Source organism: Glutamicibacter sp. BW78, assembly GCF_002332245.1.
Taxonomy (GTDB): Bacteria; Actinomycetota; Actinomycetes; order Actinomycetales; family Micrococcaceae; genus Arthrobacter_H; species Arthrobacter_H rhombi_A.
Map to the genome: position 1 here is coordinate 874 of NZ_NRGU01000018.1, position 15,796 is coordinate 16,669.

The 15,796-nt window shown below is 60.5% G+C and carries 17 protein-coding genes and 1 pseudogene; all 18 read right to left on the reverse strand.

Translation table 11 applies throughout. From position 1 onward, the window contains the following. Nucleotides 1-947, reverse strand: a pseudogene (locus CIK75_RS02900) (hypothetical protein); the annotation flags it as partial. Between the two features lie 148 nt (nucleotides 948-1,095). Then, on the reverse strand, nucleotides 1,096-1,338 hold the full coding sequence (locus CIK75_RS16155; protein ID WP_158225873.1) for a glutaredoxin family protein: 243 nt from the start codon (nucleotides 1,336-1,338) through the stop codon (nucleotides 1,096-1,098). A 172-nt stretch (nucleotides 1,339-1,510) separates the two neighbouring features. After that, entirely contained in the window at nucleotides 1,511-1,684 is a 174-nt protein-coding gene (locus tag CIK75_RS16160) for a hypothetical protein (RefSeq protein ID WP_158225874.1), read from the reverse strand. A 25-nt stretch (nucleotides 1,685-1,709) separates the two neighbouring features. Beyond that, nucleotides 1,710-2,132 carry a hypothetical protein gene (locus tag CIK75_RS02910; protein WP_096223162.1) on the reverse strand — a complete coding sequence of 141 codons (423 nt, stop codon included), beginning with the start codon at nucleotides 2,130-2,132 and terminating at the stop codon, nucleotides 1,710-1,712. Then, nucleotides 2,129-2,650, reverse strand: a complete 522-nt coding sequence (locus CIK75_RS02915; protein ID WP_096223163.1) for a hypothetical protein — start codon at nucleotides 2,648-2,650, stop codon at nucleotides 2,129-2,131. The genes CIK75_RS02910 and CIK75_RS02915 overlap by 4 nt, the downstream gene beginning before the upstream one ends. A 17-nt stretch (nucleotides 2,651-2,667) precedes the next feature. Beyond that, the gene (locus CIK75_RS02920) at nucleotides 2,668-3,387 is read right to left on the reverse strand and encodes a prepilin peptidase (protein WP_158225875.1); all 720 of its coding nucleotides are present in this window, start codon (nucleotides 3,385-3,387) and stop codon (nucleotides 2,668-2,670) included. Between the two features lie 53 nt (nucleotides 3,388-3,440). Continuing rightward, the gene (locus CIK75_RS02925) at nucleotides 3,441-6,818 is read right to left on the reverse strand and encodes a LysM peptidoglycan-binding domain-containing protein (protein ID WP_158225876.1); all 3,378 of its coding nucleotides are present in this window, start codon (nucleotides 6,816-6,818) and stop codon (nucleotides 3,441-3,443) included. A gap of 126 nt (nucleotides 6,819-6,944) precedes the next feature. Beyond that, nucleotides 6,945-7,436, reverse strand: coding sequence for an ATP/GTP-binding protein (locus tag CIK75_RS15980; RefSeq protein ID WP_158225877.1), 492 nt, complete (start codon nucleotides 7,434-7,436; stop codon nucleotides 6,945-6,947). Between the two features lie 512 nt (nucleotides 7,437-7,948). Continuing rightward, the gene (locus CIK75_RS02935; RefSeq protein WP_096223167.1) at nucleotides 7,949-8,590 is read right to left on the reverse strand and encodes a hypothetical protein; all 642 of its coding nucleotides are present in this window, start codon (nucleotides 8,588-8,590) and stop codon (nucleotides 7,949-7,951) included. Next, nucleotides 8,587-9,018, reverse strand: a complete 432-nt coding sequence (locus tag CIK75_RS02940; RefSeq protein ID WP_096223168.1) for a pilus assembly protein TadG-related protein — start codon at nucleotides 9,016-9,018, stop codon at nucleotides 8,587-8,589. The genes CIK75_RS02935 and CIK75_RS02940 overlap by 4 nt, the downstream gene beginning before the upstream one ends. Nucleotides 9,019-9,026: 8 nt before the next feature. Then, the gene (locus tag CIK75_RS02945; RefSeq protein ID WP_143413252.1) at nucleotides 9,027-9,407 is read right to left on the reverse strand and encodes a pilus assembly protein; all 381 of its coding nucleotides are present in this window, start codon (nucleotides 9,405-9,407) and stop codon (nucleotides 9,027-9,029) included. Nucleotides 9,408-9,463: 56 nt separating this feature from the next. Continuing rightward, a complete protein-coding gene (locus CIK75_RS02950) occupies nucleotides 9,464-9,850 on the reverse strand; it encodes a TadE family protein (RefSeq protein WP_206745470.1) in 387 nt (128 codons plus the stop codon). 26 nt (nucleotides 9,851-9,876) lie between these two features. Then, nucleotides 9,877-10,083: a hypothetical protein gene (locus tag CIK75_RS02955; protein WP_096223171.1), complete on the reverse strand. Its 207-nt coding sequence runs from the start codon at nucleotides 10,081-10,083 to the stop codon at nucleotides 9,877-9,879. Nucleotides 10,084-10,109: 26 nt separating this feature from the next. Then, the gene (locus tag CIK75_RS02960; RefSeq protein ID WP_096223172.1) at nucleotides 10,110-10,979 is read right to left on the reverse strand and encodes a hypothetical protein; all 870 of its coding nucleotides are present in this window, start codon (nucleotides 10,977-10,979) and stop codon (nucleotides 10,110-10,112) included. Then, nucleotides 10,976-11,848: a type II secretion system F family protein gene (locus tag CIK75_RS02965; RefSeq protein ID WP_096223173.1), complete on the reverse strand. Its 873-nt coding sequence runs from the start codon at nucleotides 11,846-11,848 to the stop codon at nucleotides 10,976-10,978. The genes CIK75_RS02960 and CIK75_RS02965 overlap by 4 nt, the downstream gene beginning before the upstream one ends. After that, nucleotides 11,848-13,140, reverse strand: a complete 1,293-nt coding sequence (locus tag CIK75_RS02970) for an ATPase, T2SS/T4P/T4SS family (protein WP_158225879.1) — start codon at nucleotides 13,138-13,140, stop codon at nucleotides 11,848-11,850. The genes CIK75_RS02965 and CIK75_RS02970 overlap by 1 nt, the downstream gene beginning before the upstream one ends. Nucleotides 13,141-13,408: 268 nt before the next feature. Further along, on the reverse strand, nucleotides 13,409-14,239 hold the full coding sequence (locus CIK75_RS02975; protein WP_143413253.1) for a hypothetical protein: 831 nt from the start codon (nucleotides 14,237-14,239) through the stop codon (nucleotides 13,409-13,411). Then, entirely contained in the window at nucleotides 14,236-14,913 is a 678-nt protein-coding gene (locus CIK75_RS02980) for an SAF domain-containing protein (protein WP_096223176.1), read from the reverse strand. The genes CIK75_RS02975 and CIK75_RS02980 overlap by 4 nt, the downstream gene beginning before the upstream one ends. Nucleotides 14,914-15,796 lie beyond the last annotated feature (883 nt).

Below are 15,796 nucleotides of genomic sequence, written 5' to 3' on the forward strand. Positions count from 1 at the left end.
TTGACCTGCTTGGACCCGTCCCGGGAGGGGACCTTGGTGTTGAATACGACCGATTCAATCGGGTCCACGCGCCAGCCGTAGCGAACGGCGACCGAGACTTCTGCGCTGTCTGCCCAGGTTCTTCCCTTGGCGCCGGGCCGGTTGGGGTAGTACCAGCCATCCCGGGCGTTCTGGTATTGGACGGCGAAGATCCCCACGTGGTTCCACGTATCTGGGACGGTGAATTCGATGTAGACCCGGGCACGGGCATACGGGTCGTTTTGCAGTAGGTCGAAGGTCTGTTCGCGGTTCATCCGCACTCCGGGGCCGATGCCGATTTCCCGGCACAGCGAGGCGTACATGAAGCGTCCGTCAACGTAGGCGAAGCGTTCCATCCGTGGGGTCTTCTCCGGGTCGACCAGGGGCAGGCAGTCCGGGTGCTGTGAGTGGTAGGGCCCGGCGACCAGGTGCTCGAGGTGGTGCTGGCCGGAGGTGGCGTGGATTTCTTCGGCGATGTCCTCGGAGACGTGCACCGGATCCACGTTCTTGGGCAGTGATGCCGCCCAGAGGTTGGTGCCGGTTCCTGCGGGGCTTTGAGCCAGTGGTGTGTTGTCGAAGGCCTCGGCGACCATCGTCTTCAGCGCGATCCAGGCGTCTCGTGCCTGGGCGGGGTTCAGCGGGGTGTTGCCGAACCATTCCTTGGCGGTCCTGATCTCGATGCGCCGGCCTGAGTTCTTGTGTTCGAAGCGGCCAGTGACCGGAGTGCTCATCCAGTGCCCGAGTCCGATCCAGCCGGGGGTCTGGACCAGCAACCAGTGCCGTTGGCCCTGTTCGGCTAGCGGGATGCTTCCGGTGAACATGATCCGTTCCGCGCCGGAAGCCAGTGCGGTTTCGAGGATGTCGGTGAGGTTGGATGACTTGCGCCGCGGTCCAATGCGAGATTCGACGTATTGGCCGTTATCGAGCATGCCTTTGCCGGATTTGAAGTCGACNNTGGTCCCTGAGGTTGTTCCAGACTTGGGGGCGGGAGCTTTCCTCAAACACGGGTCCTGCCTTTCGGGTTGGCACACTTGCAAACGTCGTTAATGTAACATTAACGGCTTGGTGGGTCGATGGCTAGTTTCCCACGCCGATTGCACCGTTACCGATGAGCTGTTCGATCCGGATGGGGTCGAAGCCCCACCAATGTTCCCCGGTTTCGTTGTCCAGCACCACCGGGGTGCCCTTGTAGCCTTGCGCGGCCATCCAGGTGGCGGCTTGTTCGTCGCGACGGATGTTGATGACCTCGTGCTCGATCCCGCGCGCGAGCAGGTATGCCTTGAGTCCGACGCAGGGGCCGCACGATGGTGCTGTGTACACGGTGAATCTGGGCGCTGATGTCTTCTCTGGGGTATCCATACCCTTAACAGGCTCGTTCGGCAGTCTCGTTTCCGCCGGAGCTNNGTCGTTGGGCCTTCTGCGTTGATGCCGGCGGCGGGGGACATACCAATACCGCGGTGGTGCCTGGCCGGCGCCGAGGGGGTTGGTGTGGCTATGGGTTGTGGGGTGCAGCGAGGACCCGTCGAAGTGTCTGGGCGTTGGCCCAGTATCCGATGGCGGCGGTTGATGGCCAGGCATCTGAGCGGCCGGATTGTTCGTCCTCGATGATTGCTTCGCAGTCTGCGATCGCTCCGGTGAGGAGTTCATCGTCGATCACGTGTGCCATCGCGACTCTCTTGGTTTGGGCGGGATTAGACATAGCGCGGGAACCAATAAAGGTCATTTTCCCTCGCTGTGGCGGCGGTGCCGGCCAAGAGCGCATCGCTACCGTCTTCTTCGATCTTCAAGGATGCGATCCATTCCGCTTCCTTCACCTGGTCTACTCTTCGAGATGCGGCCTGTGTCGCTTCCTTGACTTGAGCTGCTTCTTTGGCTTTGTCGGCTTCCTGTTTCATGCCGAGCTGTTCCTCGCGGGCTTCTTCTTGACTGGCCTTGGCGACTGTTGCGTTGCGGTGGGCTTGCTCTGGGAATTGGAGGGCTTCGATGTCGCTGTGGACTTGGGCAGCGCTCTCGAGCATGCCGGAGCGGTCGAACGCTCGCGCTCTCCCGCGCAGAAACTGCAGCTCCAGTTGGTCTGGCTGCTTTGCCGGGTCTTGGACGGTTGGTTCGTTCATCGAGTGGCTCCTGTGAACATGGCCAGGTTGTCATCGATAGGTGTGTATCCGGCTGCGGCGTAGAGGCTCTGGTGTTTGGGGGTCGCTGCGATGAGCGCGACGGTATGTCCCTGGGCGACCAGGTGATTGGTCAGTTCCTGGGTGAACCGCAGTCCGGCCCCGGGCTGTGCCGTATCGGCTCTGGCGATGTTCACCAGGGTCATCGGATGGTGTTGGCGCGCGTAGATGGCCAGGGTCTTTTCGGCCATCCTGCTCGCTCGGGTGAATGCTCGGCGGCCGAGGAACCAGAAAACTAGGGCTATCCAAGTCAGGGCCGCGATCATCAGCGCTAGGGGGCCCAGGGGGTGGATGCCAGATGCGAGCTCTACTGCAACGATGAAGAACAGAAGTATCAGCAGGCATGCGCCGGTCCGGGCACCAAGGATCCGCCAGCTGATCCCGGGGGGTTTGGCGTAGGCGGTGACTTGCCGGTTGTGGTGGTAGAGCCCGCCGACGGCTTGGGCCTCGATGGTGGCCATCAGGAAGATCGGGAAGGTCAGGGCAGCTGGGATGTCCCTGTCGTGGCTTGCGCCTGGTTGGTTGCCCTCTCCTGCGGTATGGGAGCGGGTGAAGGCTTGCGCTTGGATCCACGCCAGCGCTGGGATGTCCGGCCAGCGAGCAGCTGTGATGCTNNGTTCAGGACCAGCGCGATGAGTGTTCCTGCGATCAGGTAGGGGCCGTAGGGGTAGTGGTTGTCTCCACGGCGCCTGTTGATCAGGGCATGGGGCACGCTGAGCAGCAGCGCGATCAGGGTGGCTACCAGGAACGGGGTCAGGGACAAGGTGGCGCCCAGGGCTGCACCAAGCGGGAACGCCAATTTCACGTCCCCTGGGGATGTCCCTTTGAGCAGATACAGCAGTGCATAGAACAAGGCGAGCCCGACGGCACCTGCAGCTGCCGGCAGAAGGGTCTCCGCGTTCCCTGCGATTGCGTGGAACACGAACGCCAGCACAGTTGTCGTGGTCAGCATCAGCGTCAGCCGGTTGGGGATGATTCGATGCCGTGCGTCACTGATGCCGATGAGTACGCCGAACACGGCGATCAGGGCCATCAGCGTGACCTCCAAAGGGTGGCCCGTGGCCTCCATGATGAGGTAGGTCGCCAAGACCAGGGGGGCGGCGGCACCGATGAACAGGTACGACCACCAGCCTCGCCCTCGTCCGGTGGAAGGGGTCAAGGCAGGGAGGTGACCGTTGGCATGCTGGGGGGCTTGCATGGTGGTCTTCCTCCCTGCCTGGTCTGTGAGGTGCACATTGGGGGACATACCGTTCAACCTGCGACCTGGTATCCGTGGCGCTTGCGCAGCTGCTTGAGCAGGTCCTGGGTTTCCTCCTCGGGCTCGTAATCCTCCCCGAAGGAATCCAGGTAATCGTGCAGACGCTTGGCGATCTCCTCGACACCAACCCGGTTCTTGGCTGAATGCTCCGCCAACAGGCCGTTACGCCACATCTGCTCGTTCGCTGGATCGACCATCCTTCCCACCCGTGCCCCCAGACGGGCAAGACCGGGATTTCCGGCATTGGTGGAACGCCGGACCAGCTCGTGGGCGGTATCGCAGATCGCATCGATCATCCTCGAGCGCATCATCTCATTCCAGAGGTAGTTCTTCGCTGAGACACCGTCGAACGGCGCACCCCGGACCAACCTCAAGGCACCGACCAGCCGCTCCGTGCTGCAGGTACTGACACTGTTGCCCACCAGCTGCATGAAGATGTCCCAGTCGGTCTGCACCCGCGGATCCATCCGGTACACCCCGTTAGTGGTGTGCGGGTAGTAGAAGTCCCCTTCCTCATCCTGGCCAAAGAACTGACGAACATCCGACGACAGGCGGTTCCGGCTCGTTTCCGACTTAGCCGACTTCGGATCCGCATTGGGCCAGAATGCCTGATGGAACTCCTCCAACGTCGCCCCCGGGTGCAACGCCAGGAACGCGCCGACCGCAGTACGCCGGGCGATCTTCACAGCAGAGACATCCCCTGCAGGAGTAGTGGGCATGACACCACGGGCCCCCAAAGTATCCACCGTCCCCAACACCCGGATGATCGGCGCATCACGCTGGGCATCCACCTCGGCGCCTTCCAGCAGCTGCCCCACTTCACCAGCAACCGGCAGCTCCTCGCCCGGCTCTTCGACCTCCCCGCCGGCCACGGGGACATCCCACGCGCTCGCCGGCTGCTCGGTCTCCTGGGGATCGGAGCTGGTTTCTTCTTCGGCGTCCGTGGTCGTTGCCGGTGCCTGCTCTTCTTCTGTTGGCTCTGTGGCCTTGATGGCGGGCTCTTGGTCGGGTTCGGACTCCGCGGCTGTCTGGAGAACCTCCGTGGGCTCGGAGGCGCTTTGCGCGGGCTCGTGTTCCGTCTCTTCTGCGTCCTGCGCTGCAGCCGGTTCCTCGTCGAGAGCTTCTTCGCTCACTGCCCAGGCATCGTCCTCTGCGACGGCCTGTCCCGCGGACTGGCCGGCATCGGACAAGTCTGGTTCCGAGACGACGGAAAGGGCTCCGCTGGCGTCGATGGTTTCGAGGGTGATTTCGTCCTTTGCGGTCACTGTTGCCGGTGCTTCACTGGCTGTGGCGAGCAGATCCACGATTGCCTGGTGCTCTGTCTTGGTGACGCGCTGGGGCTTCAAGGGAGCACCGAGGGGTTCTAGATTTCCCTGGTTCTCGACGTCGACATTCAAGGTCCAGTCACTCAGGGAGTGATCGGCGGTGACTGCGGCGACTCCAACCCGTGGCAGTTCCTCGATGAGTTCGGTCAGCATGTCGATCTGTTCTGCGGTGGGGCGCTCGCCGAGGATCACGATTTCTGGTTGCACGGGTTCGACCCCTGTGCGGGTGCGCAGCTCGTGCAGGGATTCAGCTTCTACTTCGTCCAGGACGCGGCGTGTCTCACGGGCCTTGCCGCGCAGGCGGACGAGGAGTGCGTCGATGTCTTCAAAGTGGCGGATGCGGCCGCCTCCGATGGCTTCGGGGAGTCCTGCGGCAACGCCGACGAGACTGACTTGGAGTTCTTCGGACCAGGGGGACATACCGAGTTCTACGGCCAGGGCGTTGAGGATCTCGCTGCTGTTGCCGGTGGCATCGACGACGCCGAGGGCGCCGATGTATTCGAGGTCAGCGAGCAGGTGGGCGCCGTGCCCGTCTTGTCCGAGAGTTACTAGGGCCGGGTATGGGGCCGCGGGGGAAACCTCGAGGTCTGGGATGTCTCCGGGGTCAACTTCCCATACGGTCTGTTCGTCGTCCACGGCGTTGAATGGTTCGGGCAGGTCTGCGGATGCGGCGAGGTAGAGCACGAGTGTTTGATCGGTTGCCCGGGCACAGAACATTTCGGGCAGTCCGACTTCTGCTTCCTGGGCCCAGGATGCGACATAGCGCAGTGCCGTATCGATCTGGGTGGCGGTCAGGGGGTCTTGAACCTCGCGCAGTTTCTGTTCCATGGCGGCGGGTTCGCCTTGTGCGGTGGGCACTTCCTCCCCTGCCTTGCGGCGGCGGCGCTGGTTGAAGCGTCGGCGCCCCAGTAGGCCGATGAGTCCTGCAGCCAGCAGGGCACCGATGCCACCGGCGGTTTGCAGCAGGCTCAGCTCCCCGGTTTCGTCGACGGAGTCGGCAGCATCGTCGACCTGTTCGGGAGCTGCTGCTTCCTTGGGTGCTTCCTGCGGAGCTGGGGTCAGAGCTGCCTGCCCGGGGGACATACCCTTTTCGTCGGCGGCCGGCTGCTCCTTCTTCGTGGTTTCCGGCTTGGGGGCAGCCTTCTTCGGTGCAGATTTCTCGGCAGTGGGCTTGGTCTGCGCGGACGGCCTGGAGGCTTCTTTCTGCGGTGCCTGTTTCGCGTCCTGGGCAGCTGCGTGGCCGGGGATGGTGATCGAGTCCCCGGGGTGGATGAGGTCGGGGGTGGTGATGGAGGGGTTGGCCTCCAGGATGCGTGTGTAGTCCGCTTCGTCGCCGAGTTTTTCCTGGGCGATGCCGCTGAGGCTGTCGCCTGTCTGGACGGTGTAGGTCGTACTGCTTGCCGCTTGGCTGGTCACGGGAACCTGGAGGGTCCATCCGGTGGCCAGGAAGTGGTCTTTCGTCAGGGCCTGACCGTCGTCCTGGACGTTTCCGTAGTTCAGTTCGGCGATCTGGTGGTACTTCTCGCCATCGCCCAGGAACTGCTCGGCGATGGACCAGAGCGAGTCGCCTGACTTGACGGTGTAGGCCTGTGTTTTGTCCTGGGCCTTCGTAGGCTTCGCTGCCGCGTCTGCGGCGTCGGCGTCAGCGACAGTATTGGTTTGGGAAATGCTGGTTGACTCGCCGTTGTCAGCGGTGCTGGCTAGCGCCGGGGTCCCGGCCCCCATGGCCAGCACTGCCGCGACCAGGATGGAGGCCATGCCCTGCCCTGCGCCGAATGCCGGGATCTTGGGGGCCTTGACTCCCGTCAGGGCGGCGGGGATCTCGATCAACACCGAGATGGTGAACCATGCCCAAGCGATCCATCCGATGAGCGGGAAGATCGTGGTGAGGAAGAACTGGCCACCATAGTCGGGGCGTCCAATCACATCCGGCAACTGGGCCAGCCCGGGCAGCGGGTTGGCACCTATCCCGATGAAGAGCAGTGGCAACCCCACCACGGCAGCGCCCAGTAGTACCAGTGCGCCGAGTCCTTTGAGGATCTTCACGTGCATACCTTCCTCGGTGTTGATGACAGATCTGGGTATGACCCCGTATCCATCTAAGGCCGTCGTCGTGGCCCGTTTTCCGTGGCGAGTCCAAATTAATTCGTTGTTAATGTAACATTAACAAGCTTAGGAGACGTTGACTACCTGGATCTCACCGACATATCCGTCCCGCGTGGAATCGGTGTACGTGGTGATCTGTCCGGAATCGCCTCCCCCGGACCACTTGACCTGCCACGTCGCACGCCCCTCGATCTGATACGGAGACTTGCCCTCTCCCGGGCTCATCTTTTCGTACCGGTGCCCACAGTTCGGGGACTCCTCCAGATTCGTTTGCGGCCAGTACCGATGCCCGGCACCCAGGCAGGTCTCCTTCGACCCATCGCCCATGTCGTAGGCCACCGAAGACACACGCGCCTCAGCGTTGATCGTGACTCCACCAAGCGTCGCCGACTTCTTATACGGCCCCCAGTTCAAGGCCTTCTGGTTCTCCTTCGGAACCCACAGCCACACCGGCAGTCCCACGGCGCCGCTCTCCGGCTTCGAAATACTCGTGGTGAAGTCCGGCCCCTTCAGCTGGAACGAATCCACCAACCGCTGAGCGGCCTGAGCGGGAGTCAACTGACTCACTCCCGGAGGCGGTGACTCGCTCCATTCCGACGAAAGAATCGAAGACCCACACAACTTCCTATCATCGGGAAGATCGCCTAGGAACGACTGTGCCGCAACGCAACCGATACCTTCTTCAGAGACCGATACGTGCTGGCAGGTGTACCAGGCCCCATCCGTCTTCGCCTGACCCGAAGGCGGAGAGTCCTGCTCCTCCGCGAGCTTCATGTAGCACTGTGCGCCAGGCTGCCAATGGGCATCGCCTTCCTTACAAGGGATCTCCTCCCCATCAATCGAACACGACTCGGCTCCGGGCTTCGTCCCGGCTACCGGGTCCTGATCGCTACCTGACGAGGAGCCATCACCTCCGGCGCCGCCTTCATCAACGATTGCGGAACAGTTGCCGAAGTCATCACAATCAAAACCTCCAGACGAATCCGCACTAGCAGTGGAACCAAAGCCCACAATTGCCACCGTCAAGAACAGGCCAAGGAAAACGGAACCAAGCCGGAAAAATATTCTGTTCAACATTTCTGCGGCTCCTCATCCGACTTAGTCCTCGTCACGAACCACTGCTTCTTCCCGGGATCGAACTGAACCATCACAGTCAACAAGGTCCGCTCCATGGATGGCCGCTTGGCCTTCTTACCGTTCGCCTTGTACTCAATACCGGATGTGTCGTTGCAAACATTCATCTGCACGTTATGGAACTTCAGCTTCTTGCCCTTGTAGGTCATCGGGGTGGTGAACCCATCGACGAGCTCCACACTCCGCTCCCCCGTCGCCGTACCCTTCTTGCTCGCATGCAACTTAAGGTACTTCTGCGTTTTTGTCCGATAAGGATCCACGGCTAGATCTCGCACCCGCTTCATGGACGTGCTGCCATCCGCAGACTGTGCATCCGTCACGGCCCAGAGACGCTCCACAGTCTCAAAAGCAGCGTCAACAGCCACCTCCTCAGACACAGGCTTCGTCGTCACCGCACCAGACTCCGGAACCTCCACCGCCCCAGGCGAAGACTCACCCGCGCTCGCCGAGGGGGAAGAGCTACTCACCGGAGTTGATGCCGGCGTCGAGCTGTCCGGGCCACCCTCCTCGCCGTTGCAACCCGTGAGAGCGAGAGCACCAGCGAATGCTAGGGCCGATATCTTTATGGACGTTTTCATGGCTGCACTCCTTGGCTAGGCGCCGTTCGCGCTTCTGCTTTTCCAATTCCTTGCCCTTCGAGCCCTCCGACTGGGAGGAACCGCGGCTTATACGGGACGATCGCATTGACTGTAACCGTCGTGCTCGTGACCAGGACGCTCCCCGAGACTCCAGCTGTGGCCAGATACTCCTGGGCACCGCTACGAGCTTTGTAGGAGTTCACGGTGACGCCACCATCCGGGCTGGAGTTCAATCCCGCGTTGACTCCAGCTCGTGCTGCGGATTGGGCGATGAGGACAGCCTCCGTATCAGCTTGGACTTTCCCTCCGCCATCGACGACAAGCCCGATGATCAGGAAAAGGGCCGGGACCATCATCAGAAGAAGGATGGGGGCCTCGCCACGCTCATCACGGGATGTCCGGCGTACCCACTGGCCTAGCTTCTTCATCGTTCCTCCTACCTCTGCCGGTAGCGATCGACGGGGGACATACCGTTGGCGGTTACTGTCTTCTCTGTCAGTTCTGGAATACCGAAGTCCGCCAACACCAAGTCACACGTGACCCTCGCTTGGACCGCCCCAGAAGTACCCACCGGTGAGTTCAACGCAGCAGCGTCGATACTGACTTGCTGGTTTTTGCAGCTGATCCCGTGCTGATCCAGTACGCGGGCTGCTGCATCCCTGCCTGCTCGGGAGGCCGAGTGCGCATTCCTGGCCAGCGAAGCATCCCTCGCGGCGGCATTGGCTGCACTTTGGACGATGCCCTCACCCTGGGCAACGGTTCCGGCAAAATAGAGCACGCCTAGAAGCAGAGCCAACACTGGAGCAATGTAAATCATGCTCACAGACTGGCTGCCCCGCTGTGATCGCATCATGCTGGACACCCATGAAATAGTCATCGACTGATCCACCTTTCGACGGGGCCCGAAACTTCCTGGTGGACCTTGGGGCCCTCCCAAAGCGGCACCAGAGACGGAGCGCGTCCGGTGATGATGACGCTGACTTCGGTCCCACCCTTGTTTATGGAAACCCCGGAAGGGGCAAATGTGGATCCATATCCACTAAGGGCAAGCCGTGCGGCTTCCTTTCCATCGGCCGACGATCCGCCGTCTACGCGTGCCGCGTTGTAACCGGCCTCAGCCGCGGAGCGTGCAACGTTATTGGCGTTATAGGACATACCAACCTGGATGAGGAAAAAGATGATCGCCAGGAACAGGGGAAGCACGTAGAGGTTCTGCACCGACGCCTGTCCTTGTTCGTTCCTGGTAAACGATCCCATCATGCTCTTTCCTTCCACAGTGTTCCCTACTAGTTGAGCAGCGAGATTTTGTCCCCGACCCATGCGTTCAAAGCCGCCAGGATGATGCCAACGACGACGATAATTCCGACGATCCACATCAGGGTGTCAACGGAGTTCTGGCCACGTTCGGAGTCTCTGACCTTCCGGACGCGACTCTGCAGGCCTAGGAATCCGACCAAGAGCATGATCTGCAGTTTCGTGAAGAGCTTGTTCATTGTTTTTCCTTTCGAAGGTGCCTTGGTTAGGCGTTGAGGGCGATGATCATCGGGGTAACAACGATCCCGACGAAGGCCATGACGATCCATGTGACCTGCTGGTCGATGCGGCCCGAAACACGGTTTGCTTCCTCGTGCTCGCGGGTGAGTTCTTTCATGCGCAGATTGCGACCGGCAGAACGCAACGATTCGTAGATCGCCGCGCCGTCGCTGCCTGCCATGCGGGAAATTCCTGCGACTTCTTCCAACTCTTGGGACTCGAGTTCCTGCGCTAGGTCAGCGAGGGCATCCCATGGTTGCTGGTGGTTCAGGCTTGCCCTGGTTAGAGTTTGCGACATTTTCTGGAAGATCCAGCTATCGCTGATACCTGCTGCGTTGGAGATCGCGTTGGACACTGCCGCGCCCCGTTGAATTTCAGCGGCGACGAGCTCGACGAAGGTGCCGATGCCACGAGCAAACTCGCGACGAGCTCGGGCTGCTTCCCTGCGTACCCTGGTATCCGGACGCCGCCACATCACAACGGTCAAGGGGGCCACCGAAACCAGTGGAACAGTGAGAAACGGCAGTCCCACCCCTTGCGCGTAGAAGCCCAGGGCGAAGGCCAGGACCACTCCCAGCACGACACTGACGAACTTCCTGTAGTAGTGGTCAACTTCGTTGATACCGAGCAGCAGCAGGTCGCTCTTACTCACTGGCGCCCCGAGTGCTGCAGGTGCATGTCGGAGGGCCATCTGACCGATACGGTCCTTCCTGCTCTGGAGGCCACCGCCAGATTCGGCGGGGGCCGTTCCGTAGATCTCCAGCGCCCCTGCCAGCTGGGGGCGCGCAGGGAGGAACTGGCCGACGACCAGGGCCACTGCAACTCCGATGATGGATCCACCGATGATGGCAATCATGCGATTCCAGCTCCTTCCATCAGTCGTGCCTGTTTGGCCGGTTGGGAATTCTTGTACATCCTCCAAAGGATCAGGCAGATGATGCCCACCCAGACCAGATAGAGCACTTGCCCCATCGGGGTCGCATAGCCAGCACTGAGCGCCGGCACCAGAGGGATGGCCAAGAGCATCAGGATGGTTGCTACAACTACGACCTTGATGTTCTGACGTGTTTTCGCGCGGTCTGCAGAAATCTGACGGCGAATGCGCACTTCCTCCTGCACGGCCCCGGCTACTTCTTCCAGCGCCCCGATGAGGCCACCTCCCCTCTGCTGGGAAGCCAGCAGGAGGTTCAGCACGATCAGGTCTCCGGTGGGGTCGTTGAAGTCCTTCGCAAGCCGCTTCAACGCCTGCTTCGTCGACCAACCACCATCAAGACGAGCAACCAGGTTCCCGACCGCGGGTGCGATGGTTTCTCCGGCATTTCGCAGAGAACCCTTCAAAGCGATCTCCAGCGTCGTCCCGGACGTGACTAGCCCCCCAAGGGATCGGGTCCAGGCCTCCATGTCTTCAAGCCTTTCCATGACCAGCCTCTCTGCCGAGGCTGTGGACAGGGACGGCAGGAGCACTGCCGCAACGGGGAAGATCAGAATGAACGGGGCCCATCCGGTGACCATGAAGACAATCAACCCTGCGGCTACCCCTGCCACAAGGACGATCCGTTCGCGCCGGCTGAGCCCGAGGTACCAACCCTGCAACCTGACCGCGGAGCCACGCTTGGGGCGTGTGGCACGAGTCTCTGTCTCTGGAATCAGGAGTGCAACAACGGCCGCACCGATTCCCCCAATAACGAAGGCAGCACCCAACGCGATGATGAGATTGCTGTCCATCACGCACCTGCCTGCAGGAAGGATTTGTCTAGTCCGTTTTGCTCCAGGCGGCGCCGCAGCCGTTCATTCTGTGGAAGTGACACGAAACGGGCATCACGATCACCGTTGAGGACGTCCAGGAAGAACAAGTTGTGGGACGCTACGTTGTGCTCCCCCTCCCCCGGCAGGACTTCGGCAATGTGGGTCACCTTGCGCAGCTTGCTTCCATCGGGCTGGGTGACCTTATCCATTTGAACTACGACATCAATGTGTCGTGCCAGTTGCCGAGAGACGTAATCTTCCGAAAATTCCCTACTGCCCAAGCCCACGAGGGCATCAATGCAGTCCTCCGGGGTTTCGGCGTGTGTGGTGGAAAAGGTGCCGGCACCGGTCTGCATTGCGCGGATCATCGGCGGGAACTCATCGCCGCGGACTTCACCCACGAAGATCCGTCGGGCGTTCAGGCGCAGCGCCTTATCGCTGGCCTTCTGCATTGTGTACTCGCCCATGCCGCCTTCTCCGGCCGGCCGATATTGGAGGGCTACGGGCGGGACCTTACGACTTTTCAGTTTGTGCAGGTGCAGCTCGCGCTCCTTTTCAATCGTCACGATCTGCTCGTATGGGTCAACCTGGTCAGCCAAAGCGCGAAGCAGCGTCGTCTTACCGACACCGCCAAATCCGCTAACAACGACGGATCGCTCGCTTTTGACGAGGATCCGGAGCAGGTGCGCAGCTGCGGCCGTGAGGTTTTCTTTCTCCACCATTTCTTCGAGGGTGATGTCGATGTACCGGTGGATGCGGAAGACGGCGGTTGGGCGCAGCGAGACAGGAGGCAGCGTCGCAGCCAGCCGCACCGATTCCAGGAGGTCTGCGTCAACGTCTGGGTTTGCCTGGTCGAAAGACCGGGCCGCGGCGCCACTGTTTTGCAGGAGAAAGCGAATGTCCTCTACGAGCTGTTCATCCGTATCAGCGATGGCCTCCAGCTGCTCCATTCTGCCGTTGACCCGCTCCACCCAGACGTTTTCACAGCCATTGATATGGATGTTTTCGATGCTGGGGTCATCAATCATCTGTTGGAACCGGCCCAGCCGGAACATGTAGTTGAAAATATCTCGACGAGCCTTGTCTTGGGAGAGGCTGCTCCAGGCACCGTCGACACCTGCCGTATTGATCTGACGGCTGACGTGTTCGCGCACCGCCAGGGCGATGTTTTTATGGCCCATCGCCTCCCGGTCTTCATCCGTCAGGGACCCGCGGTCGGCGAGCTTTCCGAGGTCGTTGGACTGCAATTCCGCTGCGTACTGGCGGATCACAGCCAACGATTCCCAATAGTCCCCCTCGTTAGTCGACCCCGTGCCTACCAACTCGTCATGGGTCCGCTCTTCGAAGGGTTCCTCTGTCGCTGGCTCCAGATTGTCCTGGCGTGGTGCTGCATTCAAGCCAGAGGTCAGGTGAGAGGCTGCCCCATCCGAAACGTGGATGCTCCGCTTGCCCTTGCCTGGGGCCTTAGCACCGGAGGCATCGTCAGTGGCATGGAAGAAGGGCAGCGTGGAGAGGTTCGCGGGGCTGTCAGGATTCGCTTCAGGCGTCATGGGTCATCTCACTCGCGGTCTGGTCAAGGAGCTTCTTGACGGCTTGCAGGTGCTTTTCGGTGGAACCGATCGCAGAACGAATCGATTGGAGGTACGCGCCCTTGTGGAGCCCGGTGGGCGGAAGACGACCATCGGAAAAGACGGAGCCCCAGCGCGGCGAAAAGGGAATGGAACCTGTGGCCTGCGTGCCCAAGAACCTGCTGAGCTCGTTGACGGGATGTCCCCCGGAGACTGGCGAAAAGCCCAGGATCGAATGGTGCCCGGTATGCCCCTGGCTGGACCTCGTCTTATTAACGGTTTCAATCCTTGCATGCAGTGCTGCAGTTGACTGAATGGTCTGACGGACGCATAGGAGTACCCAATCCGAGCGGGCCATCAGGCTGTTGCGGGGATCATTGGTACCGGACCAGCGGCCTAGATCGACAATCACGTCAATGCCGGCATTCTCCAGACCCGTGAGAACCGCGGTTAGCTCTCCCCAAAAACGGACGGTGGCTTCCGCTGCTTCGGGATTGGAAATCGCGGTAAGTACGTGCTTGTTGTGCCTTTCTGGAACACTTTCCATATCGGCCACGAGGGGCAGTGTGGCATCCCAGAAGGTTGTCTGATCGAGACCGTGAAACGCCGAGACTTGGAGCAGGGTGTTCATGCCGCGCTCTGCGCTGACACTCCCCCTCATATAGCCGCTGATTACTGAACTTGGCTTGCTTGTGTCGGCTTCGATGAGTACCGCCGGCTTCGGCCATTCCAGAGTCAGGGCTATGGCGGTGCTGGTGACTCCCGGAGAGGTACCCACGCTTGTCAGGGAAATGATGCTCATTTTCCGTCGGCCCCATCGAGAACAATTGCTGCCGTGCTGGCAGCCGACCACCGGGCGGCGTTCGCCGCGTCCTTCTCCTTAAGACGAACGTCCACTACGAGTGTTCCCTCATTTTCGTCGATGGAGCTTGCCTCAACGATTCCGGTTAGTTCGGAGACGCCGGAGGCCTTCGTCTCGGGATCGCTCGGCGTGAATACGACCCGTACCGTATCCCCCGCTACCAGGGTTCGAGCTGGCGCATTCGCCGGTGCGACACCGATGCCGACGACTGTCTCTTCGCTGCTGAAGTTGACCGAGTCCCCCGTGTTGTCTGGGCCGACCAATGAACCCGCAGTGAGATCCACGAGGGCCTTTTTCCCGATGATCTGTTCTGCGGATTCGGCTTCCACAACGTTGGGAGTGTCTTTGCCAACCTCAATGCTGGTGAGATCCTGTGCCTCGATGGCTTGGCCACGGACCACGCTCTCATTAGTGGTCAGTACGGTGATCTGCCCTGCCTGACTCAGTCCGTAGAGCACCGTCAAGCCTCCAGCAACGGCCAATGCCAGGACGAGCATGAGGAACCCTGAACGCTTGTTCGGAGCCCGCTGCGGCAGCATGCCTTTGGTGACACGAGATTCGGCTTCCGGCTTCACCTGCTTGCGTTCAGCAAGGCTGCTGGTCGTCGTAGACATCTACTTACCTCCGGAATACATGTGATCTGACAATGGCAACGTACCATGGCTAGTGTTTAAAGTACGAGGTTTCACGCGCGCTTGAATTGCCGCCCCTTCTATCAATGGCCGAAGATGTATTCCATGCCCCGTGAGCCACAAGTCGACCTCCCCCCTGGACTGCCCGAAGCCTCCGAGATCTTCGGCTCCCGGGTTCGGATCGCAATCCTGCTGGCAATCCCCCTCGCCGGGAAGGCAACGCTCACATCCCTGGTCGAACAGACGGGCCTGAACTACAACACCATGAAGGCCAACCTGAGTCGTCTCGAGGACCTGGGGGCCATAGCCTGCTCGATCCCTCGAGGCCAAAGAAGCGGAAAGACTGTGACCTTTGAGCTGGTTCCAGCTGTCCTGGAGAGAGCGCTCGCACTTCTGCATTCGGTCGTCCCCTCCCCCAAGTTGCACGAACCCCCTCTGGGCCCATCAACCTAGTAAGGCCCGCACCGCACGCCCGTTTCCGCTGAGTCTTTGGAGAAATTTGCCTCAATGGGCGATTTTACCTAAATCAACTCCGTAACCCCATCGCTATGGCATCACCCGCCCGCCGCGACCAAGGCCCTCACCCTCCCTAGCGTCAAGCCATACTCGACGCAGTCGAACCTCCTTTTACGTAGCCACTTATGCCTCAAATGCGTTACAGGCACGTACGACAATAGGTAATTACATGTGCCGATAGTTTCGATTCTTTTAGGTATCAAATACGTAATTAGATACTTCGAATTCACGTAGTACATAGTTCATTGAAAGGTAACGCGTCATTGTTGAAAATTCGTCACTATTCCATGACGGTGCAGCGATCATAAGTCGAACAACCATTTTAAATAAGTACAGCTTGTGGAGTTAG

What these genes read in the sequence shown, in the direction of transcription:
- CIK75_RS16160 (WP_158225874.1), bottom strand. Translation starts at nt 1,684, where the DNA reads ATGGCACACGTGATCGACGATGAACTCCTCACCGGAGCGATCGCAGAC.
- CIK75_RS02910 (WP_096223162.1), bottom strand. Translation starts at nt 2,132, where the DNA reads ATGAACGAACCAACCGTCCAAGACCCGGCAAAGCAGCCAGACCAACTG.
- CIK75_RS02915 (WP_096223163.1), bottom strand. Translation starts at nt 2,650, where the DNA reads ATGGCCACCATCGAGGCCCAAGCCGTCGGCGGGCTCTACCACCACAAC.
- CIK75_RS02935 (WP_096223167.1), bottom strand. Translation starts at nt 8,590, where the DNA reads ATGAAAACGTCCATAAAGATATCGGCCCTAGCATTCGCTGGTGCTCTC.
- CIK75_RS02940 (WP_096223168.1), bottom strand. Translation starts at nt 9,018, where the DNA reads ATGAAGAAGCTAGGCCAGTGGGTACGCCGGACATCCCGTGATGAGCGT.
- CIK75_RS02945 (WP_143413252.1), bottom strand. Translation starts at nt 9,407, where the DNA reads ATGATTTACATTGCTCCAGTGTTGGCTCTGCTTCTAGGCGTGCTCTAT.
- CIK75_RS02950 (WP_206745470.1), bottom strand. Translation starts at nt 9,850, where the DNA reads ATGATGGGATCGTTTACCAGGAACGAACAAGGACAGGCGTCGGTGCAG.
- CIK75_RS02955 (WP_096223171.1), bottom strand. Translation starts at nt 10,083, where the DNA reads ATGAACAAGCTCTTCACGAAACTGCAGATCATGCTCTTGGTCGGATTC.
- CIK75_RS02960 (WP_096223172.1), bottom strand. Translation starts at nt 10,979, where the DNA reads ATGATTGCCATCATCGGTGGATCCATCATCGGAGTTGCAGTGGCCCTG.
- CIK75_RS02965 (WP_096223173.1), bottom strand. Translation starts at nt 11,848, where the DNA reads ATGGACAGCAATCTCATCATCGCGTTGGGTGCTGCCTTCGTTATTGGG.
- CIK75_RS02975 (WP_143413253.1), bottom strand. Translation starts at nt 14,239, where the DNA reads ATGAGCATCATTTCCCTGACAAGCGTGGGTACCTCTCCGGGAGTCACC.
- CIK75_RS02980 (WP_096223176.1), bottom strand. Translation starts at nt 14,913, where the DNA reads ATGTCTACGACGACCAGCAGCCTTGCTGAACGCAAGCAGGTGAAGCCG.